This window comes from Streptomyces sp. NPDC090127 (assembly GCF_044746945.1).
GTDB lineage: Bacteria > Actinomycetota > Actinomycetes > Streptomycetales > Streptomycetaceae > Streptomyces.
In genome coordinates this window covers 402074-428514 of the sequence record NZ_JBIVDE010000007.1, presented here as the reverse complement: position 1 = coordinate 428514, position 26441 = coordinate 402074, and the positions used below count along the sequence as shown (strand labels likewise).

Genomic DNA, 26441 nt, shown 5'->3' with positions numbered 1-26441 from the left:
GTGCGGCCGCTCTCAGGCCTCCGCGCGCTCCGGTTCGTCGACGGCCTTCGCGTACACCTCGACGATCCGGGTGCGGGAGTCGTCGAGGTAGCGGGCCAGGAGGCGTTCCGCCGTCGCCCGTTCACCGGCGCGCAGAGCGTCCAGAATCTCCCGGTTTCGCACGAGATAAGGCTCGTGCAGGCCGCGCGGGTCGGCCACGATGTGGAAGGCGAGCCGGAGTTCGGCGAGGACGCCCCGCATCAGCTCGTCCGTGCGCGCGCTGCCCGCCAGGGCGACCAGTTCGCGGTGGAAGTGGATGTTGGCGGTGGCGACACCCTTCCAGTCCTCCGCGCGGGCCGCCGCCGCACCCTCCTCGACCGCCGCCATGAGACCGTCGACCGCGAACGGTGGCTCCCCCAGGGCGTGGACGACGGCGCACTCGACGAGTCGGCGGGTGCGGTAGATGTCGGCGACGTCCTCGACGGCCAGGACCCGGACGAAGACGCCCCGGTTGAGTTCGTGGACGAGCAGCCGCTCGTGCGTGAGCAGACGGAACGCCTCGCGCAGGGTGTTGCGGGACACCTTGAGCGCGCCGCCGATGCCGTCCTCGGAGAGCCGGGTGCCGGGCGGGAAGAAGCCCTCGGCGATCCGGGTGCGCAGGATGTCCGCCACCCGCTCCGCCGTGCTGGTGCGCCCGAGCAGCGCCCGGTCGTCAGCGAGTTCGCCGATCGCGCCGATTTCGCCCACCGTGCCTCGTTCCTCTCGTCGTACGCGGCCGAGTCAATCGCAGGTCCTCTCCGGAAACAAGAACATGACGACACGCCTCTTGTCGGATCGTTCAACAATCCCCTACCTTGGCGACACCGCACGGTCCTCCGGTACGTCTCTCCGGCACGCTCCTCCCCCACTGCGAGGTGCAGATGAGCACGACACAGACCCAGCAGCAGACCCAGGGCGAACAGCCCGACGACACGGGTGCGTTCGCCTGGCTGCGCGCCCTCGGGCCGCGCGGCCGCCGCGCGTTCGGCGGCGCGTTCGGCGGATACGCCCTGGATTCCTACGACTTCTTCACCCTGCCGCTCTCGATGGTGGCCATCGCCGCCTACTTCAGCCTGGACAAGGGCCAGACCGGCCTGCTGACCACCGTCACCCTCGTCGTCTCGGCGATCGGCGGCGCGCTGGCCGGCGTCCTGGCCGACCGCATCGGCCGGGTGAAGGCGCTGATGATCACGGTCGTCACCTACGCGCTCTTCACCGTTCTGTGCGGCTTCGCGCCCAACTACGAGACTCTGATGGTCTTCCGGGCTCTCCAGGGCCTCGGGTTCGGCGGCGAGTGGGCGGTCGGGGCGATCCTGGTCGCCGAGTACGCCTCCGCCAAGCACCGGGGGCGTACGCTCGGTGGCATCCAGAGCGCGTGGGCGGCCGGCTGGGCGCTCGCGGTGATCGTGTACACCCTGGTCTTCGCGTTCGTCGACGCCGACACCGCCTGGCGGGTCATGTTCTGGACCGGCGCTCTGCCCGCGCTCCTGGTCGTCTACGTCCGGCGGAACGTCGAGGACGCCCCGCAGGCCGCCGAGATCCGGCGCAGCTCGGCCGAACGCGGTTCGTTCACCGCGATCTTCAAGGGTCCGCTGCTGCGCACCACGCTCTTCGCGGTGCTGCTCTCGACCGGTGTGCAGGGCGGCTACTACACCCTCGCGACCTGGGTGCCGACCTTCCTGAAGACCGAGCGGGGGCTCACGGTGGTCGGCACCGGCGGCTATCTGACGTTCCTCATCTCGGGCGCCTTCATCGGCTATCTGACCGGCGGGTACCTCACGGACCGGCTCGGCCGGAAGAAGAACATCGCGCTCTTCGCCGCCCTGTCGGCGCTCTCCGTCCTCGCGTACACGAACATCCCGTCCGGGGCGAACACGCTCCTCCTCGTCCTCGGATTCCCGCTCGGCTTCTGCATGTCGGCCATCTTCAGCGGCTTCGGCTCCTTCCTCGCCGAGCTGTACCCGACGGCGGTACGGGGCACGGGCCAGGGCTTCACGTACAACACCGGGCGCGCGGTGGGCGCGATCTTCCCGACCCTGGTGGGCTTCCTCGCCGAGAGCTGGGGCGTCGGCGGCGCGCTGGTCTTCGGGGCGATCGGTTACGGACTCGCGGTCATCGCCCTGCTCGGACTGCCGGAGACCCGCGGGAAGGAACTGGTATGACCTGGGCCTCGATCGACCTCAACGCCGACCTCGGCGAGGGCTTCGGCCGTTGGGCGCTCACCGACGACGAGGAGCTGCTCTCCGTCGTCACCAGCGCCAACGTGGCCTGCGGCTTTCACGCGGGTGACGCGGTCACCATGCGCCGCGTCTGCGAGCTGGCGGCGGCGAGGGGCGTACGGATCGGGGCCCAGGTGTCCTACCGGGACCTGGCCGGATTCGGCCGCCGCTCGATGGACGTTCCTGCGGACGAGCTGGCGGCCGAGGTCGCGTACCAGATCGGCGCGCTCGACGTCTTCGCGCGGGCGGCCGGGTCGCGGGTCGCGTACGTCAAGCCGCACGGCGCGCTCTACAACCGGGTGGTGCGCGACGAGGTCCAGGCGGCGGCGGTCGTCGACGGGGTGCTGCTGGCGGGCGGGGGGCTGCCGGTCCTCGGGCTGCCCGGCTCACGGCTCCACGAGGCGGCCGGGAGCGCGGGGCTGCCGGTGGTGCCCGAGGCGTTCGGCGACCGGGCGTACACGGCGGACGGTTCCCTGCTGCCACGGGGGCAGGAGGGGGCCGTCGTCACCGATCCGGCCGAGGTCGTCGAACGGTCGGTGTCCATGGCCCGGTTCGGGGTGGTCACCGCGCACTGCGGCCGTTCCGTCGCCGTACGGGCGCGCTCGCTCTGCCTGCACGGCGACACCCCGGGCGCGGTGGGCCTCGCCCGCCGGGTGCGGGCCGAACTGGAGGCCGCCGGAGTCCGGGTGGAGGCCTTCCTGTGAAGGCGCGGCGGGTGTACCGGGTGGGCGAGCGGGCGCTGCTCGTCGAGCTGGGGAGCGGCTCGGAGACCGAGGCGTTCCACGCGGAGCTGATGCGGCGACGCGCGGGCGGTGCCCTGCCGTCCGTACGGGAGATCGTCCCGGCGGCGCGGACGGTGCTCCTGGACGGCGTCGACGCGCCGGACCTGCTGGCGGGGCAGCTGCGGGAGTGGACGATCGCGCCGCTCCACGCGCGCGTGGAGCGGGCGGTCGAGGTGCCGGTCCGCTACGACGGTCCCGACCTCGCCGAGGTCGCCGCGCTCTGGGGGGTGTCCGTGGAGACGGCGGTCCGGATCCACTCGGCCACCGACTTCCGGGTCGCCTTCTGCGGGTTCGCGCCGGGCTTCGGCTATCTGACCGGGCTCGCCGAGCAGTACCAGGTGCCGCGCAGGGCGACTCCGCGGACGTCCGTCCCGGCGGGTTCGGTCGCGCTCGCGGGGCCGTACACGGGGGTGTACCCGCGTTCCTCCCCCGGCGGCTGGCAGCTGATCGGCTCCACGGACGCGGTGCTGTGGAACGCGAACCGCGAGCCCGCCGCGCTGCTGACGCCCGGCGCGCGGGTGCGCTTCGTGGTGGAGAGCCGGTGACCGATCGTGCTCTCGCGGTGGTACGGGCGGGAGCGCTCACCACCGTCCAGGACCTGGGGCGGACCGGGTACGCGCATCTGGGCGTGCCCCGCTCCGGGGCGCTGGATCCGGGCGCGGCCCGCCTGCTGAACCGGCTGGTGGGCAACCCGGAGGGCGCGGCGGTCCTGGAGACCACGGTCAACGGGTGCGCGGTGCGGCCCCGTTGCCCGGTCACGGTGGCGGTGGGCGGCGCGCCCTGCCCGGTCACCGTCGACGGCCGGCCGACCGCCTGGGGCACGGCGGTACGGGTTCCGGCGGGGGCGCTCCTGGAGGTCGGTCCGGCCACCCGTGGCCTGCGCGCGTACGTGGGCTTCGGCGGCGGGATCGCCGTCGAACCCGTCCTCGGCAGCCGCTCCACCGACCTGCTGTCCGGGCTCGGCCCGGCGCCGCTGACGGAAGGGGCCGTGCTGCCGCTGGGCGCGGAGTCGGCCCCGCGGGGGTGGGTCGACGCTCCTCCCTGGCCGGGTCCGGTGGACGAACTCGTCCTCCGGGTCCGGCTGGGCCCGCGTGACGACTGGTTCGCCCCGTCGGCGCTGCGCACCCTGGCCACGCGCGCGTACCGGGTCTCGCCGGCGTCGAACCGGATCGGTCTGCGCACCGAGGGCCCGCCCCTCACGCGGCTGGTGACGGCCGAACTCCCCAGTGAGGGCATGGTCCTGGGCGCGGTCCAGGTGCCTCCGGACGGCCGGCCGGTGGTCTTCCTCGCCGACCACCCCACGACCGGGGGCTATCCGGTGGTGGCGGTGGTCCGGGAGGCGGACCTGGCGGCCGCGGCGCAGGCCGTCCCGGGGACGGTGGTCCGGTTCGTCCCGACGGGCTGACGGGCTGACGGGCTGACGGGCGCCGGTACTCAGCGCGTGCCGTAGCCCCCGCCGCCCGGCGTCCGCAGGACGAGGACGTCGTCGGGGGCGACGTCGGTGCTGTCGACCCCGTCGAGACGCTCGACCGTGCCGTCGGCGCGTTCGACGAGGTTCTCGCCGAGGGCGCCCGGCTGCCCGCCGGCCATTCCGTACGGCGGTACGCGGCGGTGGCCGGTCAGCAGGGTCACGGTCATCGGCTCCAGGAACCGGATCCGGCGTTCGACGCCGTCGCCGCCGTGCCACCGGCCGTCGCCGCCGCTGTCCGTCCGTACGGCGAAGGAGTCCACCCGGACGGGGTGGCGCCACTCCAGGATCTCCGGGTCGGTGAGCCGGGAGTTGGTCATGTGGGTCTGCACGGCGTCGGCCCCGTCGAAGCCGTCGCCCGCGCCGGAGCCGCTCGCGACCGTCTCGTAGTACTGCACGCGCGCGTTGCCGAACGTCACGTTGTTCATCGTGCCCGAACCCTCGGCCTGGACGCCGAGGGCCGCGTAGAGGGCCCCGGTGACCGCCTGGGAGGTCTCCACGTTCCCGGCGACGGTCGCCGCCGGGTAGCGGGGCGCGAGCATCGAGCCGGGCGGGACGCGGACGTCCAGGGGCTCCAGACAGCCGCTGTTGAGGGGGATGTCGTCGTCGACCAGGGTCCGGAAGATGTACAGGACGGCGGCCATGACGACGGAGGTGGGCGCGTTGGCGTTGCCGGGCAGCTGCGGTGAGGTGCCGGTGAAGTCGAGGACGGCGGAGCGACGTGCGCGGTCGACCCGGACGGCCACCTGGACGACCGCGCCGCCGTCCGTCTCGTAGCGGTACGAACCGTCCTGGAGGCCGGCCACGATCCGCCGGACGGACTCCTCGGCGTTGGCCCGCACGTGACGCATGTAGGCGTGGACGACGTCCAGGCCGAACTGGTCCACCATGGCGCGCAGTTCCTCGATGCCCTTCTCGTTGGCGGCGATCTGGGCGCGGAGGTCGGCGAGGTTGGTGTCGGGGTCGCGGGAGGGGTACCGGGCGCCGGTGAGCAGCTCCCGCGTCTCGTCCTCACGCAGCCGGCCGTCCCGGACGAGCAGCCAGTTGTCGAACAGGACGCCCTCCTCGTGGACGGTCTCGCTGAAGGCGGGCATGGAGCCGGGGGTGATGCCGCCGATCTCGGCGTGGTGGCCGCGCGAGGCGACGAGGAAGAGCAGCTCGCGGCCCGCTTCGTCGAAGACCGGGGTCACCACGGTCACGTCGGGCAGGTGGGTGCCGCCGTGGTACGGGTCGTTGATGGCGTAGACGTCGCCGGGGCGCAGGGTGTCGCCGCCGCGCCGCAGCACTTCCTTGATGGACTCGCCCATGGAACCGAGGTGGACGGGGATGTGGGGCGCGTTGGCGATGAGGTTGCCCTCGGGGTCGAACAGGGCGCAGGAGAAGTCGAGCCGCTCCTTGATGTTGACGGAGTGGGCGGTGTTCTCCAGGCGTACGCCCATCTGCTCGGCGATCCCCATGAAGAGGTTGTTGAAGACCTCCAGGAGGACCGGGTCGACGTCCGTGCCGACCGCCACGCGCGCGGGGCGGGGTGTGGCGCGGGTGAGGACGAGGTGGCCGCCGTCGCCGGCCTCGGCCCGCCAGCCGGGGTCGACGACGGTGGTGGAGTCGGCCTCGGCGAGGATCGCGGGGCCGGTGACGGTGGTACCGGGGCGGAGGTCCTCCCGTCGGTGCAGCGGGGTGTCGGCGACGGTGCGGCCACTGTGCATCCGTACGGTCGCGCGAGGGGCGGTCCGGCCGGCGCTGTCACCCGTCTCGACGAGCACGGGGCCGTGCGGTCCGGTGGTCCCCACGGCCTCCACGGAGACGGCCTCCACGACGAGCGGCCGGTCCATGGTGAAGGCGTACCGCGCGCGGTGGACCGTCTCGAAGGCCCCGCGCATCCGCTCGGCGTCGGCGAGGTCGACCTGAAGGCCGGCGTCGGTGCCGGCGTAGCGAAGGAGCACGCGTGCGTGCGTGGTGATCGCGCGGTCGGGCAGGCCGTCGGCGCGCAGTTCCTCCGTGGTCCGCTCGGCGAGTTCGGCGCAGAGTTCCGTCACGCGCGCGTGCGTCCCTGCCGCGTCGAGCTCGGCCTCGACCGACTGCTCGCGCATGGCGGTGGCGTCGGCGAGCCCGATGCCGTACGCGGACAGGACACCCGCCAGGGGCGGTACGAGGACGGTGTCGACGCCCAGGGCGTCGGCGACGGCGCAGGCGTGCTGGCCGCCGGCGCCGCCGAAGCTGGTGAGGGCGTAGCGGGTGATGTCGTGGCCGCGCTGGACGGAGATCTTCTTGACCGCGTTGGCCATGTTGAGAACGGCGATCTCCAGGAAGCCGGCGGCGACCTCCTCGGGGGTGCGGCCGTCGCCGATCTCCCGGGCGAGGGCGGCGAACCCCTCACGGACGACGGTCTCGTCGAGCGGCCGGTCGCCGTCGGGTCCGAACAGGGCGGGGAAGTGGGCGGGCTGGACGCGGCCGAGCATCACGTTGGCATCGGTGACCGTCAGCGGCCCGCCCCGGCCGTAGCAGGCGGGGCCGGGGACGGCGCCCGCCGAGTCGGGCCCGACGCGGAAGCGGCGGCCGTCGTAGTGGAGGACGGAGCCGCCGCCCGCCGCGACGGTGTGGATGTTCATCATCGGGGCGCGCATCCGGACGCCTGCGACCTGTGTACCCAGTTCACGCTCGAACTCGCCCGCGTAGTGCGACACATCGGTGGAGGTGCCCCCCATGTCGAAGCCGATGACCCGGTCGAACCCGGCCTGCCCCGAGGTGCGGGCCATGCCGACGACACCACCGGCCGGTCCGGACAGGACGGCGTCCTTGCCGCGGAAGTGGGCGGCCTCCCGCAGACCGCCGTTGGACTGCATGAACATGAGTCGGATGCCGGCGAGTTCGCGGGCTACCTCGTCGACGTACCGGCGCAGGATCGGGGAGAGGTAGGCGTCGACGACGGTGGTGTCGCCGCGCGGGACGAGCTTGATCAGCGGGCTGACCTCGTGCGAGCAGCTGACCTGGGTGAAGCCGAGTTCGCGGGCGCGGGCGGCGACACGGCTCTCGTGGGCGGGGTCGCGGTAGCCGTGCAGGAGGACGACGGCGGCGGAGCGGTAGCCGTCACGGTGGGCGGCCCTCAACTCCTCGGCGACGGCGTCCTCGTCGAGGGGCCGTACGGTCCTGCCCTGGGCGTCGACCCGTTCGGGCACCTCGATGACGCGTTCGTGGACGGCCTCGGGGAGCACGATGTGGCGGTCGAAGAGCCGGGGCCGGTTCTGGTAGGCGATGCGCAGGGCGTCCCGGAAGCCCTCGGTGACGAGGAGGACCGTCGGTTCCCCGCGCCGCTCCAGGAGGGCGTTGGTGGCAACGGTCGTACCCATCTTGACGACGGCGACCCGGTCGGCGGGGACCGGCTCGTCGGGGCCGAGCCCGAGAAGCAGGCGGATCCCGGCGACGGCCGCGTCGTGGGGGCGGGCGGGGTCGTGGGAGAGCAGCTTGCGGGTGACGAGCCGCCCGTCGGGCCGTCGGCCCACGATGTCGGTGAACGTGCCGCCTCGGTCGATCCAGAACTCCCAGCGCCCGGTCATTCCCCCATTGTGGCCACCGGAGCGTCCAGGGACACGGCCGCGAGCGCGGCCGCGAGCGCGTGTTCGGCCTTCCGGTCCAGGCGCGTGTCGGTGCCCCTCGCCCGGTGCCGCAGTTCCGCGCCGGCCAGGTGGAGCAGCTGGGGCAGCAGGTCGTGGCAGCGCCGGAGCACCCAGCCGGTCCCGGCGGTGGCGAGCCAGACCACCGCTTCCGCACGGGTGGGCGGCGGCTGCCGTGGGTCGGGCGAGGGCGGTGTGCCGTGGGCGAGGTCCCGGGCGACCAGGAGGTCGTGGAAGCGCGCGGCGATCGCCCGGTGGCCACGCTCGCCGGGGTGGAGCCGGTCGGCGCTCCACAGGGTCCGGTCGTCGGTCCAGGTGGTGTCGGCGAGGTGGAGGTGGACGGCGTCGTAACGGGCGGAGAGCGCGTGGACGAGGCTGTTCAGGGCGTGCTGGCGCCGGGCGAGCGGGCGGGCGAGCGGCGCCGGGAGCGCGAGCATCCGGCCGGGGTCGGGCAGGCAGGCGGTGAGGAGGACGGCTCCGCTCGCCGTGAGGTCGGCGCAGACGCGGTCGAGGCGGTGGGCGAGCTGTTCGATGTCGAAGGTGCGCCGGAGGGTGTCGTTGACGCCGACGACGACGGAGGCGAGGTCGGGCCGGAACTCCACCGCCTCGGGGGCCTGGTGCTCGGCGACCTCCCGGCTCTGGGCCCCGCTGACGGCGAGGTTCCGGAACTCCAGGCGCCGGCCGGGCCCCGCCAGGCCCTCGGCGAGCAGGGCCGCCCAGCCGCGCCAGGCACCGTCGACCCGGTCCCCGACTCCCTCGCTGAGGGAGTCGCCGAGCACGGCGAACCGAACCGGTGGGGGCATCGGCGGGTCGGCTTCGGCGTCGGCTGCCCGGCGTGGGGCGGGGATGGCATCGCGGCGTGGGGCGGAGGTGTCGGGGGCGAGGGCCGCCGAATCAGATATTGGATCCGATGTCCAGGACACTGGATCCAATATCCCGCGCGCGGGATCCAGTATCCGAGGGGACGGCTCCACTGTCCGAGGGGATGGATCCATAGTCCGGTCGGCGACCGGGACCGGGGCGCGGTTCGGGGCGGGCGCCGGACCGGTCGTCAGGTCCGCGCCTCCGGTCGTCATGTCCGCACCTCCTGCGGCGGGACGAGGACCGGGGCCGGGACCGCGTCGTGGGCGTGGAGGAAGGCGGCGATCGAGCGGTCCCAGCCGAAGAGTTCGGCACGCGCGCGTGCCGCCTCGCGGCGGAGCGGCTCCGGGCGGTCGAGCAGGGCGCGCACGGCCGCGGCGAAGTCGGCCCCGTCGTCCGCGGCGGACGCGCCCGCGTCGCCGATGACCTCCGGGAGCGCCGAGGAGGCGCTGACCACCACCGGAGTTCCGCAGGCGAGCGCCTCCAGGGCGGAGAGCCCGAAGGTCTCGGCGGGGCCGGGGGCCAGGCACAGGTCGGCGGAGGCCTGGAGGTCGGCCAGGGCCTCGCGGTCGGCCACGTGTCCCAGGAAGCGGACCGGGAGCCGTTCCTCCCGGGCCCGACGCTCCAACGCGCCCCGCAGCGGCCCCTCGCCGGCCACCGCGAGCGTGGCCCTGATCCCGAGGCCCCGCAGGTGGGCGAGGGCGTCGAGGGCCGTTCCCGGGCGCTTCTCGACGGAGAGCCGTGAGCACATCAGTAGCAGCACCCCCTCGCCGGCGGCGTGCCGGTCCCGCAGGTCGGCGCTGTGCCGTCCCGGCCGGCAGCGCGCCAGGTCCACGCCGAGCGGGGCGCGCAGGACGTTGCTCGCCCCGATCCGTACGAACTCCCGCTCCGCCCACTCCGTCGTGCAGACGATCCGCGCGTACGCCCACGCGGTACGGCGGTTGAGCCGGTCGGCGGCGCGGGAGGCGGCGGCCGTCGGCACGCCCCAGGTCCGCAGGACGCCGTCGGTGGTCTCGTGGGAGACCATCACCGAGGGCACCCGTGCGCGGCGGGCCCACTCCCCCGTCCAGCGCAGGGTCGTGCGGTCGGAGACCTCGATGCGGTCCGGGGCGAGTCGCTCCAGGATCCGGCGGACGCGGCGCCGGTCGGCGAGCACGCGGTAGCCGCCCGTGCCGGGCAGGACGGGCCCGGGCAGCGTGATGACCCGGCCCTGGTCGGTGATCCGGTCGCTCTCCTCGTCGCCGGGGACGATGAGGACGGGCTCGTGCCCGGCGGCGAGGTAGCCGCGACCGAGTTGTTCGAGGGCGGTGCGCAGGCCCCCCGAGGTGGGGGTGACGAAGTTGGCGAGCCGGACGATGCGCAGCGGGCGGGCTGTCGCGGGGCCTCTCATGCCGCCACCGCCGTCCGCTCGCGCAGGACCTCCAGATAGTGGCCGATCAGCTCGTCGCCGACGGCCTCCCAGGTCCGGCCCTCGACGGCCGTCCGGCCCGCCCGCCCGTAGGCGCCGCGCAGGGCCGGTGCCTCCGCGAGGGAGGCCACCGCGTCCCGTAGGGCCGTGATGTCGTCCGGCGGGACCAGGAGACCGGTCCTGCGGTGGTCGACCAGGTCGAGCGGACCGCCGGCGGCGGGCGCGACGACCGGAACGCCACTGGCCATGGCCTCCTGGACGGTCTGGCAGAAGGTCTCGTACGGGCCGGTGTGGGCGAACACGTCGAGCGAGGCGAAGATCCGCGCCAGGTCGTCGCCCGTGCGGCGGCCGAGGAAGACGGCGCCGGGCAGGGCGACACGCAGGGCGGGTTCGCTCGGGCCGTCGCCCACGACCACGACCCGGATGCCGGGGAGTCCGCAGACCCCGGAGAGCAGTTCGACGTGCTTCTCGGGGGCGAGGCGGCCGATGTAGCCGACGAGGAGTTCGCCGTTCGGGGCGAGTTCGCGTCGCAGGGCCTCGTCGCGCAGGTCGGGGCGGAAGCGGACGGTGTCGACGCCGCGCCGCCAGAGGCGGATGCGTCCGATGCCGTGCGTCTCCAGGTCGCGGGCGGCGGCGGTGGACGGCGCGAGGGTGCGGTCGGCGGCGCCGTGGACGGCCCGGAGCCGGCGCCAGGCGGCCCCTTCCCCGGTGCCCACGTAGGTGCGGGCGTATCCGGCGAGGTCGGTCTGGTAGACGGCCACGGCGGGCAGTCCGAGGCGGGTCGCGGCCGCCATGCCGCGCACCCCGAGCACGAAGGGGCCGGCGAGGTGGACGACGTCGGCCCGGTGCGCGGCGATGGCCGTGGCGAGGCGGCGGCTGGGAAGCGCGACGCGCACCTGGGGGTAGCCGGGGAGGGGGAGGGAGGGGACGCGTACGACGGGGCAGGGCGCGTCGGCGTCCGGGGTGTCGGTGGCTCCGGCGCCGGCCGGGGCGATGACGAGCGGGTCATGTCCGCGGCGTACGAGGTGGCGCGCGGTCTGCTGGGCGCAGTGCGCCACACCATTGACATCGGGTGGGAAGGATTCGGTGACGATGACGACACGCATACCCGTGTTGTCGTCGCGCCCGGCGTGTTCCCGCCGACGAGGATCTGGACGGCCGGGGAACGTCCCATGAGCGTTTGCCCCCGGCCCGGCGGGCCGCCCGTGGCCCGGTGCCGAGCCGGCTCGTAGGGAGCCGGGGACCCCCGTCCGCCGGACCGCCCCTCGGCGCTCCGCGCGAGCCTCACCCAGCCCGCCGAGCCACCGCCCGACCGACCCGGCGCCCGACCGACGCCGGCGCCCGACCGACGCCGGCGCCCGACCGGCCCGGCGCCCGCCGTGCACCGACGGGCGCCGTCCACCAGCCCCGCCCACCAGCCCCGCCCACCGATGGGCCCCGCCCGCCGACGGGCGCCGTCCGCCGGCCGGTTCAGACCTGGAGGTCCGGCCCTATCCGGTTGCGTACCGCGGTCTGCACCTCGGCCTCCTCGGCCGGGTCGGCGGCCAGCCGGCGCAGGCGGTCCGCGACGCGGACGTCACCCGTCTCGGCGTGCAGGGCCGCGACCTCGCGCGTGGTCTCCTCGCAGTCCCAGAGGCACTCGACGGCGAAGCCCGTCGGAAAGGTCGGGTCGGTGGCCGCGAGGGCGCGGGCCGTCCTGCCGCGGAGCTGGGAGGAGGCGGTCTCCCGGTAGACGTGGCGCAGCACGGGCGCGGCGCAGCCGATGCCGAGCCGTCCGGCGCCGTCGACCAGGGTGTAGAGGGCGGTCGCGTCGGGGCCCTCGGCCCGGACGGTCTCGCGGAGCGCGCCGAGGACGAGGAGCGAGTCCTGGACCCCGCCCCGGCAGGCGAGGACGGCACCGGCGGCGGCGCCGAGCGCGTCGGGCCGGTGGACCCAGCCCCGGGCGCGGTCGACGGCGGCCTCGCCGCACATCCGCTCGAACGCGGCGACGGCGACCTCGGCGACGGTACGGGAGTCACTGCCGGCCGCGGCCTCGATCAGGTCGAGGACGGCGGGGTCCCGTGCCTCCGCGAGGTAGTGCAGGGCGGCGCAGCGCGCGCCGTCGGGTCCGCTGCGGGCGGCCTCGACGATCCGCGGCCGGTCCTCGGGGCCGGCGACGGCGGTCAGGCAGCGCGCGGCGGGGCCGTGCAGCGCGGCGCCGCGCTCCAGGCCCTCCTGGGCCCAGTCGAAGACCGCCTGGACGCTCCAGCCGGGCCGGGGGCCGCTCGGTCGCATCTGGCGCTGCCAGCGGTCGAAGGAGCCCTGTTCCTGGGCGGCCCTGACCCGGGCGCCCACGGCGTCCCGCTGGTCCTCCGCCCACAACCGCCACGGCCGGGGCTCGAAGGCGTCCCGTACGGCGGTGGCCAGCTCGGCGTCGCCCTCCGGGTCGGCCGGGAAGCGGGCGAGGACGGGGAGGGCGAGCGAGCGCAGCCCGGTGTCGTCGTCGCGCAGGGCGAGCTCGTCGAGCGCCCACGCCCAGTTGGTGCCGGTCGCGGCGTACCGCCGGAGCAGCGTCAGGGCGTCCCGGCGGCCGTAGGAGGCGAGGTGCCCGAGGACGGCGAGCGCGAGGCCGGTCCGGTTCTCCTCGGTGTCGAGGTGGTCCTCGGCCCCGAAGAGGTGGCCCTCGATCTCGTCGAGCCCGCCGGCGAGGTCGAGGTAGAGCCGTGCGTAGTAGAGGGAGCGGTTCTCGACCTGCCAGTCGTGGCGGGGGTCGCTGAGAACGCAGTGGTTCAGGGCCGCGAGGGCCTCGGCACGTGGCGCGGCGAGCGCGTGCAGGGTGCCGTCGCCGCGGCCCCTCTGCAGCAGACCGAGCAGGGTGCCGCTCGGCGCTATGACTGGATCGAACATGGAAGACGCCTCACATCAAGCTGTCGACACGACCGGGGAGTACCGGGTGGATACCGGGAACTGGTGATCGCCTACGCCGCACAGCAACATGTGGGGCCGCCCGTCGTCCTTCGCTTGGTGTTGACCATCTTCCTCTGCCTCTCGTCGGTGGCCCGCTGCGGGCCCGACGTCATGATGACCCAGCCATTTCGCCACCGCGACCACATTTACGACACCGCTCTCACCTGGGGTTCAGTGCCCGTTCACCCGGATCTTCACCGGAATGCTCACGAGGCGCCGAAGAGCTCCAGGAGTTCTGCCTTCCCAAACATCCGAGCAGTATCCACGGCAGACGGAGTCCCCGCTTCCGGATTTGCGCCGCCGGCGAGCAGCGCACGCACGACGGCGTCCTCGCCCTTGAAGACCGCACCCGCGAGGGGGGTCTGGCCCCGGTCGTTGGCACGGTCCGCGTCGGCGCCACGGGCCAGCAGGGCGGTGACCGCGTCGGCGTGGCCGTGATAGGCAGCGAGCATGACGAGCGAGTCACCCCGGTCGTTGGTGAGGTTCGCCGGGACGCCCGCGTCGACATAGGCGGCCAGCGCCTCCGCGTCCCCGGTGCGCGCCAGGTCGAAGACCTTGCTCGCCAGCTCGATGACCTCGGGGTCCGGAGTCTCGCTCATCCCGACCTACCCGCCTTTCGTTCCTCGGAACCCTGGACGTTCCACCTTGATCTGCGCACGGCAATCGGAGCCGTACGAGTGAATCGACAGGGTACTGCCCGTCCGCCGACATGACGTGAGGCGTCCAAGGCAAAGATCACCGAAGATCACCGCAGCTCACCCGGGCGGAAAGGTCGCTCGCGCTAGCGCGCTCCGCGCGTATCGCCACTCGGGCGACCCCTCCACGTCGGCCAGTCAAGTGAAATCGCCCGACTTTCACCCGTATGCACCTTTAATCGCATAGATACTTGCTGTGAACCTGGAAGGACTCATGGTGACTGTCCCCTCACCCAGGAGAACACCTCATGATCCTGTCCATCTCAGGCGTGGTCCTGCTCGGCATCATCTGCTTCCTGTTCTTCAAGAAGGACGGGATGAAGGCCTCCCACGCCCTCGTCAGCGCGCTGTTCGGCTTCTACCTCGCGGGCACCGCCATCGCACCGAGCATCACCGCGGGCGGCCAGAGCCTGGCCAGCCTCTTGGGCGGGATCAACTTCTGACGCTCCACTGCCCCTTCCACAACTCCAGGAGTACGACGTGGCCCGGCGACCACTCCCCCGCATTCTGACCAGCGGCAGCGACCGGATCGCTCGCAGTCGAGAGATCGCGCGCACGGCCGCCGACAGCGCCACCGATGTGCTCCATCCGCTGATCACCATCTCGCGTGGTCTGCGGAAGCTGGCCGCGCTCGCGCGCGCCAAGTGGGCCGCGACCCCCAAGGAACGGCGCGGTCCCACGCTGCTCCTGGTCGCGGCCTGCGTCCTGGTCGTCGCCCTCGCTCCGTACGGGCCGCTCCTCGCGCTCGTCTCGGTGATGGCAGCGGCCGCGTGGAAGGGGCGTGAGCGTCCGGTCGTGAAGACCGGGCCCGACGACGCCGAGGTCGAGCGGCTCAAGGGCCTCTACGAGGCGCTGGTGCCGTACTTCGCCGTCCCCGAGGACCCCGCCCCCCTCTTCGCCCACGGGGGCGACTGGAACGCCGCCTTCGGGGACTTCACCTTCGACGAGGGCGGGCGCCTCACCCAGCTGCGCATCCGGTACCCCGCGTACTTCACGGACGGCGAGGCGGACTCCCGGGCCCGGATCGAACAGCTGCTGCACGCCAAGTCCGGCCGTGGTCGCGAGTACCTCTTCGACTGGGACGAGGAGGGCAACCAGCTCGTCATGAGCGTGCTGCCCGCCCTGCCCACCACGATCGCCGCCCAGCGTTTCGTCACCGTGCCCGGCGAGACGGTCCTCGGCTTCACCGACGCGGACGCCGTCCAGCGGACGGTGCCGGTCGTCGCCGCCGACGGAGAGTCGGACGCGCCCCCGGTGCTCTGGCGGACGGGCCCGCGCGCCACCGAACCCCATCTGCTCGCCGTCGGCCAGCCCGGCAGCGGCACGACCTCGCTGCTGCGCTCCCTCGCCCTGCAGACCCTCCCGTACGGCGACGTGCTGGTCATCGAGGGCAGCGGCACCGGCGAGTACGCCTGCCTGACCGGCCGTACGGGCGTCCTGGCCGTCGAGTGCGGACTCGCGGGCGCGCTGGCGAGCCTGGAGTGGGCGGCGCACGAGACCGAGCGGCGGCTGATCGCCGCGAACCGGGCCCGGCAGGCGGGCCGTCCCGCGCCCGACGACACCCGGCGCCCGCTCTGGATCCTGCTCGACCGGCCGAGCATCCTCGGTCACCTGGCCGCGGCCGACGGGCGTCCCGACCCGCAGGACCTGCTCCAGGTGCCGCTGCGGCACGGCAGGGCCGCGCAGGTCACGGTGGTGGTGGCGGAGCAGTTCGACGGCGTCGACACGCTCGGCGAGACGGTACGGACGCACACCCGCGCCCGGGTCGTGCTCGGTCCCGCGTCGCCCGCGCAGATCGAGGCGGTCCTCGGCGTCCCGCCGCACACGACCCCGACCCCGGCCGTCCCGCCGGGACGCGGGTACGCCCGCCTCGGTACGGGGCCGGTGCTGCGGCTCCAGGTGCCGGCGACGCCGGATCCGTACGACGAGGCGACGAGCGAGGCGCACCGGCAGGCGGTGCTGGCCCTGCTCCCGGAGCCCCAGAACGCCTCGGCGGCGACGGTCCCCCCGGCCCCGGGCTCAGCCCCGGACCCGGCCCCGGACCAGGTCCCGGCACCGGCCCCGGCCCCTGCCTCAGCTGCGGGGGTGCCCCCGGCCCAGACCCCGCCCCCGCCCCCGGCCGCGGCCCAGGCGCCGGCACCGGCACCGGCCGCAGCGGCGCCCCCGGCGCCGGCCCAGCCTCCGCTTCTGCCCCAGGCCCCGGCCCCGGCCCAAGCGCCTGCCCAGGCGCCTTCACTGCCCCCGGCGCCGACCCAGGCACCCGCCCAGGCACCGCCTCCGCCCCCGGCACCGACCCAGGCACCGGACCCGAGGCCCGGCTCGACCCTGGACCTCGGCCACGCCCCGGTCCCCGCAGAGGGCTGACCGACCGCCGGGCCCCCGCGCGGGGGCCGGCAAGGCGCCATCCACCCACGCCGGAAGCCCACCCGGACGCGCCCCCATCGATGCCGGAAGCCCACCCGGACAGGCCCGCCCCCTCCCCCGGTCACCTGCCTCCCCCGGGTCACCCGTTACGCCACGAACGCCCGCGCCTGTTCGTTGCCCGTGCCCGCGCCCGACTCCACCAGGCGGGCCGCTGCCGCCAGGCGGGTCGCGGCCTCCTCGGCGACCGGGCCGCCGACCGTGAACGGCAGCCGCACGTACCCCTCGAAGGCGCCGTCGACGCCGAACCGCGGCCCCGAGGGCACCCGGACGCCGACGCGCTCGCCGACCTCCGCGATCCGCGAGCCGGAGAGCCCGCCCGTGCGGACCCAGAGCGTGAGTCCACCCGCCGGGACGTCGAACTCCCACTCCGGCAGCTGCGTCCGCACCGCCGCCACCAGCGCGTCGCGGTTCTCGCGCGCCTGGGTCCGGCGGATGGCGACCGCCTGCTCCCAGCCGCCGGTGCGCATCAGCCAGTTGACGCCGAGCTGCTCCAGGACCGGGGTGCCGAGGTCCGCGTAGGCCCGCGCGGCCACCAGTGACCGGATCACGTCGGGCGCGGCCCGGACCCAGCCGATCCGCATGCCCGCCCAGAACGCCTTGCTGGCCGAACCGACCGTGAGCACGGTGGCGCCCGACGGGTCGAAGGAGCAGACCGGCGGGGGCATCGTCAGACCGTCGTCCAGGCTCAGTTCGGACATGGTCTCGTCGACGACGAGGACCGTGCCGGCCGAGCGCGCCGCGTCCACCAGCTGCCGTCGCTGGTCCTCGTCGGCCAGGGCACCGGTCGGGTTGTGGAAGTCGGCGACGACGTACGCGAGGCGGGGCGCCGCGTCCCGCAGGACCTGGCGCCAGCGGTTCAGGTCCCAGCCGGCCAGCCCCTCGGCCATGGCGACCGACACCAGACGGGCGCCCGCCTCCCGCATGAGCTGGAGGATGTTGGCGTACGAGGGCGACTCGACCGCGATCCGCTCGCCGCGCCCCGCGAAGAGGTGGCAGATGGCGTCGATCGCGCCCATGGCGCCGGTGGTGACCATGATCTGCTCGGGCATCGTCGGGATGCCGCGCCGGGTGTACCGGTCGGCGAGCATCTGCCGGAGCGCGGGCAGCCCCGCCGGGTAGTCGCCGTGCGTGTGGGCATAGGGCGCCAGCTCCTCCAGGGCGCCCTGCACGCTCCGGGTCAGCCACGGCTCGGGGGCCGGCAGCGCCGCGCAGCCGAGGTCGATCATCGAGCCGAGCGACTCCGGGGGCAGCGGTTCAAGGCCGCGCGCGGGCAGCGGGTTCCCGGCAGGTACGGCGGTCCAGCTGCCGGCCCCGCGCCGCGACTCCAGGAACCCTTCGGCGCGCAGCGCCTCGTAGGCCGCCGCCACCGTCGTACGGCTGACCGTCAGGGCGACCGCGAGCTCGCGCTCGGCGGGCAGCCGGGCCGCGACCGGCACCCGTCCCTCCAGCACGAGGAGGCGGATCCCGTCGGCCAGCGCGCGGTAGGCGGGCGGCTTGCGGGTGCCCGGTCCGGCCGGGCGGGGCTGCTGCGCCTGAAGCTGTCGGGCGAGCTGAGCCGGCCCGACGGCCGAGGTCCACTGAGCCATGGAATTCAGTCCACCTTCCTCGAATTGGCCATGGTTGGCATCCGATCCCCCGCCACAGAGTGTCATGAGTCAGTCCACCACCACCACAGGGGGCACCACCTTGTCCATCGCCACCGGCCTCCGCGGCCGGCTCACCGCCCGCCATCTGCCGCGCCGGCTCACCCAGCTGTACGTCGGACTGACGCTGTACGGGATCAGCTCGGCGCTTCTTGTGCGCGGCGGGCTCGGCCTGGAACCGTGGGGCGTCCTCCACCAGGGTCTCGCCGAGCGGACCGGGCTGACCATCGGAGTCGTCTCGATCATCGTCGGGGCGGCCGTCCTGCTCCTGTGGGTTCCCCTACGGCAGCGGCCCGGCCTCGGCACGGTCTCGAACGTCTTCGTGATCGGCGTGGCCATGGACGGGACCCTCGCCATGGTCCCGGAGGTCCAGGCCTTCGCCGTGCGGATCCCCCTCCTCGCCCTCGGCATCGTCCTCAACGGGGTGGCGACCGGGCTGTACATCGCCGCCCGCTTCGGCCCCGGCCCCCGCGACGGCCTGATGACCGGGCTGCACCGGCTCACCGGCCGCTCGATCCGACTGGTGCGGACGGCGATCGAGATCGCCGTCGTCGCCACCGGCTTCCTGCTGGGCGGCTCGGTCGGCGTCGGCACGGTCCTGTACGCGCTGGCCATCGGCCCCCTCGCGCAGTTCTTCCTGCGCCGGTTCGCCGTCCCCGAGGAGGACGCGAGCAGCACCGTCGTCGCCTCCGGGACACCGGAACAGGCGATACTGCGGCCGTGACTCGCGTACGCCATCCCTACCTGGACCACCCGTCCACCATCCCGTTCGCCCACCGCGGCGGCACGGCGGACGGCCTGGAGAACACCGCTGCCGCCTTCCGGCGGGCGACGGAGGCCGGTTACCGGTACTTCGAGACCGATGTGCACACCACCGCGGACGGCGCCCTGGTCGCCTTCCACGACTCCACGCTCGACCGCGTGACGGACGCCACCGGCCGGATCCGCGACCTCCCCTGGGACGCCGTCCGCGAGGCGCGCGTCGCGGGCAAGGAACCGCTGGCGCTCTTCGAGGAGCTGCTGGAGGAGTTCCCCGAGGCCCGCTGGAACGTGGACCTGAAGGCCGAGTCGTCCCTGGTGCCGCTGGTCGACCTGATCCACCGGACCGGCGCGTGGGACCGGGTCTGCGTCGGCTCCTTCACCGAGAGCCGGGTGGCCCGCGCGCAGCGCCTCGCCGGGCCGCGGCTCGCGACCTCGTACGGCGTCAGGGGCGTCCTCGGGCTGCGGCTGCGGTCGCTCGGCATTCCGGCGGCGGTTCGCGCGGGCGCGGTCGCGGCGCAGGTCCCGGAGAGCCAGGGCGGAATCCCGGTGGTGGACCGCCGTTTCGTCCGCGAGGCCCATGCCCGGGGGCTCCAGGTGCACGTGTGGACGGTCAACGATCCGGAGCGGATGAACACTCTCCTGGACCTCGGGGTGGATGGCATCATGACCGATCATCTGGAGACGCTGCGCACAGTCCTGACCGAGCGGGGCGTGTGGGTCTGAGCGGGCGTCCCGCCACGGGGACGAACGAGGGGGCCGCGGTCTTGACTGCCGACACCACCGAGCCGGAGCGGTCCGCAGCCGATCCGGCCGACCGCAGGCGCGAGCAGCGCGGCTGGTACTTCTACGACTTCGCCTGCTCGGTCTACTCGACGAGCGTGCTCACGGTGTTCCTCGGCCCCTATCTGACGTCGGTCGCCGACGCGGCGGCGGACGCGGAGGGTTTCGTCCATCCGCTGGGCATACCGGTGCGCTCCGGCTCCCTCTTCGCGTACGCCGTCTCGGCCTCGATCATCGTGGCGGTCCTGGTGATGCCACTGGTGGGTGCGGTGGCGGACCGGACGGGCCGCAAGAAGCCGCTGCTCGCCGTCGCCGCGTACACGGGCGCGGCGGCGACCGGGGGCATGTTCTTCCTGAGCGGCGACCGGTATCTGCTGGGCGCGTTCCTGCTCATCGTGGCGAACGCCTCGCTGGCGGTCTCGATGGTGCTGTACAACGCGTACCTGCCGCAGATCGCCGGGCCCGAGGAGCGCGACGCGGTCTCCTCGCGCGGCTGGGCGTTCGGCTACACCTCGGGGGCCCTGGTCCTCATCCTCAACCTGGTCCTGTACTCGGGGCACGCATCCTTCGGGCTCTCCGAGGGGGCCGCGGTGCGGATCTGCCTGGCCTCGGCCGGACTGTGGTGGGGCGCCTTCACCCTCGTACCGCTGCGGCGGCTGCGCGACCGGCGGGTGGAGCCGCGCGGCGAGGGGGCGGTCGGCGGTGGCTGGCGGCAGCTGATCGCGACGCTGCGGGACATGCGCCGCCATCCGCTGACGCTGTCGTTCCTGCTCGCGTACCTCGTCTACAACGACGGGGTGCAGACGGTGATCTCGCAGGCCTCGATCTACGGCTCCAAGGAGCTGGGGCTCGACCAGACGACGCTGATCGTGGCCGTGCTGCTGGTCCAGGTGCTCGCGGTGGCCGGCGCCCTCGGCATGGGCCGGCTGGCCCGCTCGTACGGTGCCCAGCGCACGATCCTGGGGTCGCTGGCGGTCTGGACCCTGATCCTGGCCGCCGGGTACTTCCTGCCGGCCGGCGCGCCGGTGGCGTTCTTCTGTCTGGCGGCGGCGATCGGCCTGGTGCTGGGCGGCAGCCAGGCGCTGTCGCGTTCGCTGTTCTCACATCTGGTGCCGCGAGGCAAGGAGGCGGAGTACTTCTCGGCCTACGAGATGAGCGACCGGGGCCTGAGCTGGCTGGGGCCGCTCGTGTTCGGTCTCGCGTATCAGCTGACCGGCAGCTATCGGGATGCCATCATCTCTCTGGTGATCTTCTTCGCGGCCGGTTTCATCCTGCTCGCGCGGGTACCCGTACGGCGTGCGGTGGCGGCCGCGGGCAACCCGGTTCCGGAGCGGATTTAGACCTGGAAGTGAAAGGCCGGTAGTGTACGCCTTTGGCCTGCCAGGCGGACCGTTACTGCGTGCTGCTTCGGTGAAGACGCTGGGTGACATCTCATGCCAGATGTGACAAACCGGGCACTGGTGGGTAGAACAAGGGGCGGCACGACGGGCGACGCACTGACCCGGAACGGGAATCTTTACCGCCGACCGGACGTTGACCGGATGACGACGACAGCGACACCTGTCCTGTGGGCGACAAGCCCGGGAGGCACGATTCATGAGTGAGCGAGCTCTTCGCGGCACGCGCCTCGTGGTGACCAGCTACGAGACCGACCGCGGCATCGATCTGGCCCCGCGCCAGGCCGTGGAGTACGCATGCGAGAAGGGCCATCGTTTTGAGATGCCCTTCTCGGTGGAAGCGGAAATTCCGCCGGAGTGGGAGTGCAAGGTCTGCGGCAGCCAGGCACTCCTGGTGGACGGGGACGGCCCCGAGGAGAAGAAGGGCAAGCCGGCGCGCACGCACTGGGACATGCTGATGGAGCGGCGCACCCGCGAGGAGCTGGAGGAGGTCCTGGCCGAGAGGCTGGCGGTCCTTCGTTCCGGCGCCATGAACATCGCCGTGCATCCGCGAGACAGCCGCAAGTCCGCCTGACGGACGGCGCGGCCGACACGACGCCGCGGGGCCCGGTACACATCTTGTGTACCGGGCCCCGCGGCGTTTCTCGTTCCTCGTTCCCCATTCCTCGTCCGGTTTCCGGCTGCGGTTCGAGGGGGTCGCGGGATCTGCGCCGTTCAGTGCGTCAACGGGGGGCGGGGCTCCTGCGGGCCCTGAGGGGCGTCCTCGCGGATGACCTCACCCTGGACGACCTTGCCGTCCGGCCGGTGCATACGGGCCTGCTGGAAGGCGTCCTGGAGGCTGCCGGGAGGAGCCGCGGCCATGCGCCGCTCGGCGAGCTTGTCCGCGTACCGGCCGAGGACGGAGCGGACCGGCGGGACGAGCAGCAGCAGACCGGCCGCGTCCGAGATCAGGCCGGGGATCATCAGCAGCAGGCCGCCGAGCATCAGGAAGCCGTTGCGGTCGCCCGCGCCGGCCCGCTCGGTGGCGGTCGGCGCGACCCCCGTCCGCGCCGCCGCCTGCGCCTGCTGGAAGGTCTCGGTGAGGTTCTTGAAGGCACGGCGCCCGGCGCGCTTGATCACCACGGCGCCGAGGACGGCGCCACCGACCAGCAGGCCGAGGACGGTCAGTCCGCCCGCCGCGTCCGCCACCACGATGAGCAGCCAGATCTCCAGGACCATCCAGACGGCCAGGGCCGGCGGGAGGAACGTACGCGCGCGTGAGCGCTTGGGGGCGAGGGGAGGCGGTGCGCCGGTCGTCATGCCCCCAGTGTGCCTGGCGCCCCGCCGGAACGTCGTAAAGAAATGATCAGCCGGAACGGTCGGTCGTACCGGACGTGTTCAGCGCGCGGATCCGCGGCCGAGGATCTTGCCGACCTTGTTCGCACGGGCCGTCAGACCCCAGCCGGTGACCCGCCACAGCGCCTCGACGACGATGTTGCGGCTCATCTTGGAGTCGCCGATCTCGCGCTCCACGAAGGTGATCGGGACCTCGACGACATGGAAGCCGGCGGCGACCGCGCGCCGGGCCAGGTCGACCTGGAAGCAGTAGCCGGCCGAGGCCACGTCCTCCAGGCCCAGGCCCTCCAGGGTCTCCTTGCGGAAGGCCCGGTAGCCGCCGGTGACGTCGCGGATCGGCACGTCGAGCATGACGCGCGAGTAGAGGCTGCCGCCGCGGGAGATGATCTCGCGGGACTTGGGCCAGTTCACGATGCGGCCGCCGGGGACCCAGCGGGAGCCGAGCACGAGGTCGGCGCCCTTGAGGGCGGTCAGCAGCCGGGGCAGCTCCTCGGGCTGGTGCGAGCCGTCGGCGTCCATCTCGACGAGGACGCCGTAGCCGTTCTCGATGCCCCAGCGGAAGCCGGCGAGGTAGGCGGCGCCGAGCCCCTCCTTGCCCTTGCGGTGCAGCACGTGGACGTGGTCGTCCTCGGCGGCGATCTCGTCGGCGAACTTGCCCGTGCCGTCGGGGCTGTTGTCGTCGGCGACGAGGATGTGCGCCTCCGGTACGGCCTCCCGTACACGCGAGACGATCGGCTTGATGTTCTCCGCCTCGTTGTAGGTCGGAATGATCACCAAGGCTCTGCCGAGCGGGCCGTAACGCCTCTGGCCACCGTCGTTCACTACTGCCCCTTCGGATACCTACGCGAACCCCCACCATAGCGAGCCCGTCCCGCGGCTCGGTCGCGGCGGGGCTCGTCGCGCGTCGGGGGGACGCCTTCGGGACAGCCTGGACGGCTCCACGCGTGGCGTGCGGATCGGGGCCCGGCGCCCTTCGGGCCGACCTGGAACCCGCTGGCTGCGGGTCGACCGAGAGCCGTTGTCTACTGGACGTCCGGGCCCCACCCGGGTCGCACCCTCCGCCGGAAAAAACCTTCCCTCGCCCCCGAGGCGCGGGTGCAGAACCTGAGGTTTGAAACCGGTCGGACGTCCTGTGGTGGACGCGGAGAACCTACCCGCCCCCCGAGGCTCACTGTCAACACCCGCTTGAGCTGGGAGGATGACCGATACCGGCAGGTCAGTGGGGAAGGTGGCGAGCTGCCCGACCCGCCGGATGATCATCGATCGGCGGTACGGAATGTCCGGACGTCACGCATTCGGGCGCACGAAAACCGATTGTCCGAAGACCACCGTGCGCAGACAGACCGGCAGCTCGCCGCCCGGGGTCAGATCGGGCAGACCGGGCGTTCCGGAGCGCGGGTCGGTCGACCAGCGGGCCACCCGGTCGTCCGGCGCCTGGACCACCAGCTCGTCGGCCCGCCAGATCGCGTAGTCGGCCGGGGCGCCGGGCACGAGGGTGCCGGCGTCGTCGCGCCCGACGGCCCGCCAGCCACCCCGCGTGTGGGCGGTGAAGGCGGCGCGGACGGAGATCCGGTGCTCGGGCGTGCGGTGGAAGGCGGCGGCCCGGACGGTGCCCCAGGGGTCCAGCGGGGTGACCGGGCTGTCGGAGCCGAAGGCCAGCGGCACACCGGCGCGCAGCAGGGCGGCGTACGGGTTGAGGGTGCGGGCCCGCTCGGCGCCGAGGCGCTCGGCGTACATGCCGCCCTCGCCGCCCCAGGCCGCGTCGAAGGCGGGCTGGACGGAGGCGGTCAGCCCGAGTTCGGCGAAGGCGGCGATCGTCTCGGGGGTGAGCATCTCGGCGTGTTCGACGCGGTGGCGGGCTGCGCGGATCCGGGCGAGGCCGAGCTTCTCGGCGGCGGCCCGGACACCGTCGACCACGGCGCCGACGGCGGCGTCCCCGATGGCGTGGAAGCCGGCCTGGAGGCCCGCCTCGGTGGCGGCGACGACATGGGCGGCGACCGCGGCCGCGTCGAGGTGTGCGACGCCCCGGTGGGCGCCGTCGGCGTACGCCTCGTGGAGACAGGCGGTGTGGGAGCCGAGCGAGCCGTCGGCGAAGAGGTCGCCGGCCGCGCCGACGGCTCCGAGGGCGCGGGCCCGTGCGACGTCGAGGTCGGCCCAGTAGCCGACGACGCGCGGGCCGGGCTCGGAGCGGGCGAGGTCGAGGAGGCCGGTGAAGTCGTCCTCGGAGGAGATCTCGGGCCCGCCGCACTCGTGCAGGGTGCCGATGCCGAGCGAGGCGGCGTGGGCGCGGGCGGCGCGCTGGGCCTCGGTGCGCTGCGCGGGCGAGAGGGCGGCGTAGGCGGCGGCGCGGACGGCGTGGTGGGCGTCGCCGGTGAGCGGTTCGCCGTCGCGGAAGCCGGTGCGGTCGCGGACGCCGGGGACGAGGTCCAGCAGGGCGGTGGTGACGACGGCCGAGTGGACGTCGATCCGCGTGAGGTAGAGCGGGCGGCCGCCGGTCAGCTCGTCCAGCTCCTCGCGGCGCGGCGCCCGCCGCTCGGGCCAGCGCGCGGCGTCCCAGCCGTGTCCGATCAGGATGCGGTCGGCGGGCCGGGCGGCGGCGTACGCGCGGATCAGGTCGGCCGCCTCGGCGAGCGAGCCGGCCGAGGACAGGTCGAGGCCGGTCAGCGCGAGACCGGTGGCCGTGGTGTGCACATGGGCGTCGACGAACGCCGGGGTCACGAGGGCGCCTTCGAGGTCGACGACCTCGTCCACCCCGGAGGCGAAGGCGTCGGCGGCCCCCTCCGAGCCCACCCAGGCGACGTGTCCGCGCTCCACCACCATGGCGGTGGCGAAGGGGTCGGCGGGGCTGTGGACGTCTCCGCCGCGCAGCAGGACGGTACGGTGCTCGGTCTCGATGGAGGTCTCGCTCATGGTGACCAGGCTAGATGCGCGCCGGCGCCCGACCGGACGCCGGGCCCGCGGTGAGCTCGTCCGCCGCACCCTGGGGCCGCCCACGGATCAGGTCCTAGACGCGCGGCGGCCTGGCTTCGTACGGGGTCGAGAGGACGACCGTCGTCCGACTGGAGACGCCCGCCTGGGTGCGGATGCGGGTGAGCAGGTGCTCCAGCTCCAGCGGGGTCGCGACGCGCACCTTGAGGATGTAGTTCTCGTCGCCCGCGACGCTGTGGCAGGCCTCGATCTCCGGGATGTCCGCCAGCCGGTCCGGGGTGTCGTCCGGTGCGCTGGGGTCGAAGGGTTTGACCGAGATGAAGGCGGTCAGCGGAAGGCCGACGGCCTCCGGGTCGACCACGGCGGCGTAGCCGCGGATGACCCCACGCTGCTCCAGTCGGCGGACGCGCTGATGTACGGCCGAGGTGGACAGGCCGGTGGCCTTGCCCAGGTCGGTGTAGCTCATGCGCCCGTCCCTGACGAGCAATTCGACGATCTGACGATCCAGCTCCTCCATGCGGTCAACCTATTGCCCCGGGGGTCCTTCGGCACAGCGGGGGTACGTCGCCGTCTCGTCTCCGCCCTGTCGCTATAGACGGCTATGGGCATCCTCGGGGCACCTGCGAAGGGCATGTGACGAACGCCACAGGTTCGTGGCGGGCTCGATCGAGACCTCACGGTTATGCGGGCGGCCGTATGGGAATTGCTTGCTGTGGTCGAGGCCATACGTACTTCGGTCGACCCACCCGAGGGGGAGATTCTCCATGCAGGAGCCTGTTGATTCGGTCGAGACGACCGACGAGCTCGACGCGTACGACACATTCGAGATGTACCGCGTCATCTGCCCGGACTGTGTCCAGCCGATCGCGCTGCTCGCGGACGAGGACACGCTGCCGGAGCACGCGCTGTGCCCGTCACCCTGGAACCCGTTCGTGCTGACGGTCTGCCCGGGCACGGGTCGCGCCGCCTCGGACGCGCGCCCCGCCGACGAGACGCTGGAGGTCCAGGAGCAGGACACCGCCCTGCTCCTGACGCTCCCCCAGGGGCTCGACTGGCGGACGCAGCCCTTCTCGCACGTCGGCGGTCCGGGCTCGCGTCCGATCAAGGTGCCGCAGATGCGGCGCGCGGCCTGACGGCCGACGCCGCCACCGACGCCCCGCCGGC

General features: G+C 73.7%; 23 protein-coding genes. 11 read left to right on the top strand and 12 right to left on the bottom strand.

Going from position 1 to position 26441, the window contains the following annotated elements:
* Positions 1-12: 12 nt before the first annotated feature.
* Complete coding sequence (locus ACIPPS_RS26595) at positions 13-726, bottom strand: GntR family transcriptional regulator (RefSeq protein ID WP_401436777.1); 714 nt, start codon at positions 724-726, stop codon at positions 13-15.
* Between the two features lie 173 nt (positions 727-899).
* On the opposite strand from ACIPPS_RS26595, the gene ACIPPS_RS26590 reads away from it, so the two are divergent.
* The 4 genes from ACIPPS_RS26590 to ACIPPS_RS26575 are packed head-to-tail and all read left to right on the top strand — an operon-like array spanning position 900 to position 4424.
* Positions 900-2180, top strand: coding sequence for an MFS transporter (locus ACIPPS_RS26590; protein ID WP_401436774.1), 1281 nt, complete (start codon positions 900-902; stop codon positions 2178-2180).
* Positions 2177-2941: a LamB/YcsF family protein gene (locus ACIPPS_RS26585; protein ID WP_401436772.1), complete on the top strand. Its 765-nt coding sequence runs from the start codon at positions 2177-2179 to the stop codon at positions 2939-2941. The genes ACIPPS_RS26590 and ACIPPS_RS26585 overlap by 4 nt, the downstream gene beginning before the upstream one ends.
* Positions 2938-3564, top strand: a complete 627-nt coding sequence (gene pxpB, locus ACIPPS_RS26580; protein WP_401436770.1) for a 5-oxoprolinase subunit PxpB — start codon at positions 2938-2940, stop codon at positions 3562-3564. The genes ACIPPS_RS26585 and pxpB overlap by 4 nt, the downstream gene beginning before the upstream one ends.
* Positions 3561-4424, top strand: a complete 864-nt coding sequence (locus ACIPPS_RS26575; RefSeq protein WP_401436768.1) for a biotin-dependent carboxyltransferase family protein — start codon at positions 3561-3563, stop codon at positions 4422-4424. The genes pxpB and ACIPPS_RS26575 overlap by 4 nt, the downstream gene beginning before the upstream one ends.
* Positions 4425-4453: 29 nt before the next feature.
* On the opposite strand, the gene ACIPPS_RS26570 is transcribed toward ACIPPS_RS26575, so the two are convergent.
* The 6 genes from ACIPPS_RS26570 to ACIPPS_RS26545 all read right to left on the bottom strand — a co-directional run bounded on the left by ACIPPS_RS26570 (position 4454) and on the right by ACIPPS_RS26545 (position 13912).
* The gene (locus ACIPPS_RS26570; RefSeq protein ID WP_401436766.1) at positions 4454-8041 is read right to left on the bottom strand and encodes a hydantoinase B/oxoprolinase family protein; all 3588 of its coding nucleotides are present in this window, start codon (positions 8039-8041) and stop codon (positions 4454-4456) included.
* On the bottom strand, positions 8038-8901 hold the full coding sequence (locus ACIPPS_RS26565) for an SGNH/GDSL hydrolase family protein (protein WP_401436764.1): 864 nt from the start codon (positions 8899-8901) through the stop codon (positions 8038-8040). The genes ACIPPS_RS26570 and ACIPPS_RS26565 overlap by 4 nt, the downstream gene beginning before the upstream one ends.
* 269 nt (positions 8902-9170) lie before the next feature.
* A complete protein-coding gene (locus ACIPPS_RS26560; protein WP_401436761.1) occupies positions 9171-10349 on the bottom strand; it encodes a glycosyltransferase in 1179 nt (392 codons plus the stop codon).
* Entirely contained in the window at positions 10346-11473 is a 1128-nt protein-coding gene (locus ACIPPS_RS26555; protein WP_401436758.1) for a glycosyltransferase family 4 protein, read from the bottom strand. The genes ACIPPS_RS26560 and ACIPPS_RS26555 overlap by 4 nt, the downstream gene beginning before the upstream one ends.
* A gap of 364 nt (positions 11474-11837) precedes the next feature.
* Positions 11838-13253 carry a HEAT repeat domain-containing protein gene (locus ACIPPS_RS26550; RefSeq protein WP_401436756.1) on the bottom strand — a complete coding sequence of 472 codons (1416 nt, stop codon included), beginning with the start codon at positions 13251-13253 and terminating at the stop codon, positions 11838-11840.
* A 266-nt stretch (positions 13254-13519) separates the two neighbouring features.
* Positions 13520-13912, bottom strand: coding sequence for an ankyrin repeat domain-containing protein (locus ACIPPS_RS26545; protein ID WP_401436754.1), 393 nt, complete (start codon positions 13910-13912; stop codon positions 13520-13522).
* A gap of 344 nt (positions 13913-14256) precedes the next feature.
* Between ACIPPS_RS26545 and ACIPPS_RS26540 the strand changes: the two genes are divergently transcribed.
* Positions 14257-14451 carry a hypothetical protein gene (locus tag ACIPPS_RS26540; RefSeq protein ID WP_401436752.1) on the top strand — a complete coding sequence of 65 codons (195 nt, stop codon included), beginning with the start codon at positions 14257-14259 and terminating at the stop codon, positions 14449-14451.
* 37 nt (positions 14452-14488) lie between these two features.
* Positions 14489-16372, top strand: coding sequence for a hypothetical protein (locus ACIPPS_RS26535; RefSeq protein WP_401436750.1), 1884 nt, complete (start codon positions 14489-14491; stop codon positions 16370-16372).
* 146 nt (positions 16373-16518) lie between these two features.
* On the opposite strand, the gene ACIPPS_RS26530 is transcribed toward ACIPPS_RS26535, so the two are convergent.
* Positions 16519-18018, bottom strand: coding sequence for a PLP-dependent aminotransferase family protein (locus tag ACIPPS_RS26530; protein ID WP_401436748.1), 1500 nt, complete (start codon positions 18016-18018; stop codon positions 16519-16521).
* 64 nt (positions 18019-18082) lie between these two features.
* On the opposite strand from ACIPPS_RS26530, the gene ACIPPS_RS26525 reads away from it, so the two are divergent.
* From ACIPPS_RS26525 to ACIPPS_RS26510, 4 genes are all read left to right on the top strand, one after another.
* Positions 18083-18799: a YitT family protein gene (locus ACIPPS_RS26525; protein ID WP_401436745.1), complete on the top strand. Its 717-nt coding sequence runs from the start codon at positions 18083-18085 to the stop codon at positions 18797-18799.
* Positions 18796-19560: a glycerophosphodiester phosphodiesterase family protein gene (locus ACIPPS_RS26520; protein WP_401436743.1), complete on the top strand. Its 765-nt coding sequence runs from the start codon at positions 18796-18798 to the stop codon at positions 19558-19560. Before ACIPPS_RS26525 ends, ACIPPS_RS26520 begins: the two co-directional genes overlap by 4 nt.
* 41 nt (positions 19561-19601) lie before the next feature.
* Complete coding sequence (locus ACIPPS_RS26515; RefSeq protein ID WP_401436741.1) at positions 19602-20957, top strand: MFS transporter; 1356 nt, start codon at positions 19602-19604, stop codon at positions 20955-20957.
* Positions 20958-21213: 256 nt separating this feature from the next.
* Complete coding sequence (locus ACIPPS_RS26510; RefSeq protein WP_026278069.1) at positions 21214-21588, top strand: RNA polymerase-binding protein RbpA; 375 nt, start codon at positions 21214-21216, stop codon at positions 21586-21588.
* Positions 21589-21728: 140 nt separating this feature from the next.
* Here ACIPPS_RS26510 and fxsA read toward each other — a convergent pair whose 3' ends face one another.
* The 4 genes from fxsA to ACIPPS_RS26490 all read right to left on the bottom strand — a co-directional run bounded on the left by fxsA (position 21729) and on the right by ACIPPS_RS26490 (position 25794).
* Positions 21729-22313 carry an FxsA family membrane protein gene (gene fxsA, locus ACIPPS_RS26505; RefSeq protein ID WP_401436738.1) on the bottom strand — a complete coding sequence of 195 codons (585 nt, stop codon included), beginning with the start codon at positions 22311-22313 and terminating at the stop codon, positions 21729-21731.
* Between the two features lie 78 nt (positions 22314-22391).
* Positions 22392-23171: a polyprenol monophosphomannose synthase gene (locus tag ACIPPS_RS26500; RefSeq protein ID WP_401436735.1), complete on the bottom strand. Its 780-nt coding sequence runs from the start codon at positions 23169-23171 to the stop codon at positions 22392-22394.
* Between the two features lie 465 nt (positions 23172-23636).
* Positions 23637-25259 carry an amidohydrolase gene (locus ACIPPS_RS26495; protein WP_401436732.1) on the bottom strand — a complete coding sequence of 541 codons (1623 nt, stop codon included), beginning with the start codon at positions 25257-25259 and terminating at the stop codon, positions 23637-23639.
* A gap of 94 nt (positions 25260-25353) precedes the next feature.
* Complete coding sequence (locus ACIPPS_RS26490) at positions 25354-25794, bottom strand: Lrp/AsnC family transcriptional regulator (RefSeq protein ID WP_401436730.1); 441 nt, start codon at positions 25792-25794, stop codon at positions 25354-25356.
* 247 nt (positions 25795-26041) lie between these two features.
* Between ACIPPS_RS26490 and ACIPPS_RS26485 the strand changes: the two genes are divergently transcribed.
* Positions 26042-26410, top strand: coding sequence for a hypothetical protein (locus ACIPPS_RS26485; RefSeq protein WP_401436727.1), 369 nt, complete (start codon positions 26042-26044; stop codon positions 26408-26410).
* The last annotated feature ends 31 nt before the right edge of the window (positions 26411-26441 follow it).

Bases quoted from the DNA above. Each gene is read 5' to 3' on its own strand.
- ACIPPS_RS26590 (WP_401436774.1), top strand. From the start codon at position 900: ATGAGCACGACACAGACCCAGCAGCAGACCCAGGGCGAACAGCCCGAC.
- ACIPPS_RS26585 (WP_401436772.1), top strand. From the start codon at position 2,177: ATGACCTGGGCCTCGATCGACCTCAACGCCGACCTCGGCGAGGGCTTC.
- ACIPPS_RS26570 (WP_401436766.1), bottom strand. From the start codon at position 8,041: ATGACCGGGCGCTGGGAGTTCTGGATCGACCGAGGCGGCACGTTCACC.
- ACIPPS_RS26565 (WP_401436764.1), bottom strand. From the start codon at position 8,901: ATGCCCCCACCGGTTCGGTTCGCCGTGCTCGGCGACTCCCTCAGCGAG.
- ACIPPS_RS26560 (WP_401436761.1), bottom strand. From the start codon at position 10,349: ATGAGAGGCCCCGCGACAGCCCGCCCGCTGCGCATCGTCCGGCTCGCC.
- ACIPPS_RS26555 (WP_401436758.1), bottom strand. From the start codon at position 11,473: ATGCGTGTCGTCATCGTCACCGAATCCTTCCCACCCGATGTCAATGGT.
- ACIPPS_RS26550 (WP_401436756.1), bottom strand. From the start codon at position 13,253: ATGTTCGATCCAGTCATAGCGCCGAGCGGCACCCTGCTCGGTCTGCTG.
- ACIPPS_RS26545 (WP_401436754.1), bottom strand. From the start codon at position 13,912: ATGAGCGAGACTCCGGACCCCGAGGTCATCGAGCTGGCGAGCAAGGTC.
- ACIPPS_RS26540 (WP_401436752.1), top strand. From the start codon at position 14,257: ATGATCCTGTCCATCTCAGGCGTGGTCCTGCTCGGCATCATCTGCTTC.
- ACIPPS_RS26530 (WP_401436748.1), bottom strand. From the start codon at position 18,018: ATGGCTCAGTGGACCTCGGCCGTCGGGCCGGCTCAGCTCGCCCGACAG.
- ACIPPS_RS26525 (WP_401436745.1), top strand. From the start codon at position 18,083: ATGAGTCAGTCCACCACCACCACAGGGGGCACCACCTTGTCCATCGCC.
- ACIPPS_RS26510 (WP_026278069.1), top strand. From the start codon at position 21,214: ATGAGTGAGCGAGCTCTTCGCGGCACGCGCCTCGTGGTGACCAGCTAC.
- fxsA (WP_401436738.1), bottom strand. From the start codon at position 22,313: ATGACGACCGGCGCACCGCCTCCCCTCGCCCCCAAGCGCTCACGCGCG.
- ACIPPS_RS26495 (WP_401436732.1), bottom strand. From the start codon at position 25,259: ATGAGCGAGACCTCCATCGAGACCGAGCACCGTACCGTCCTGCTGCGC.
- ACIPPS_RS26490 (WP_401436730.1), bottom strand. From the start codon at position 25,794: ATGGAGGAGCTGGATCGTCAGATCGTCGAATTGCTCGTCAGGGACGGG.
- ACIPPS_RS26485 (WP_401436727.1), top strand. From the start codon at position 26,042: ATGCAGGAGCCTGTTGATTCGGTCGAGACGACCGACGAGCTCGACGCG.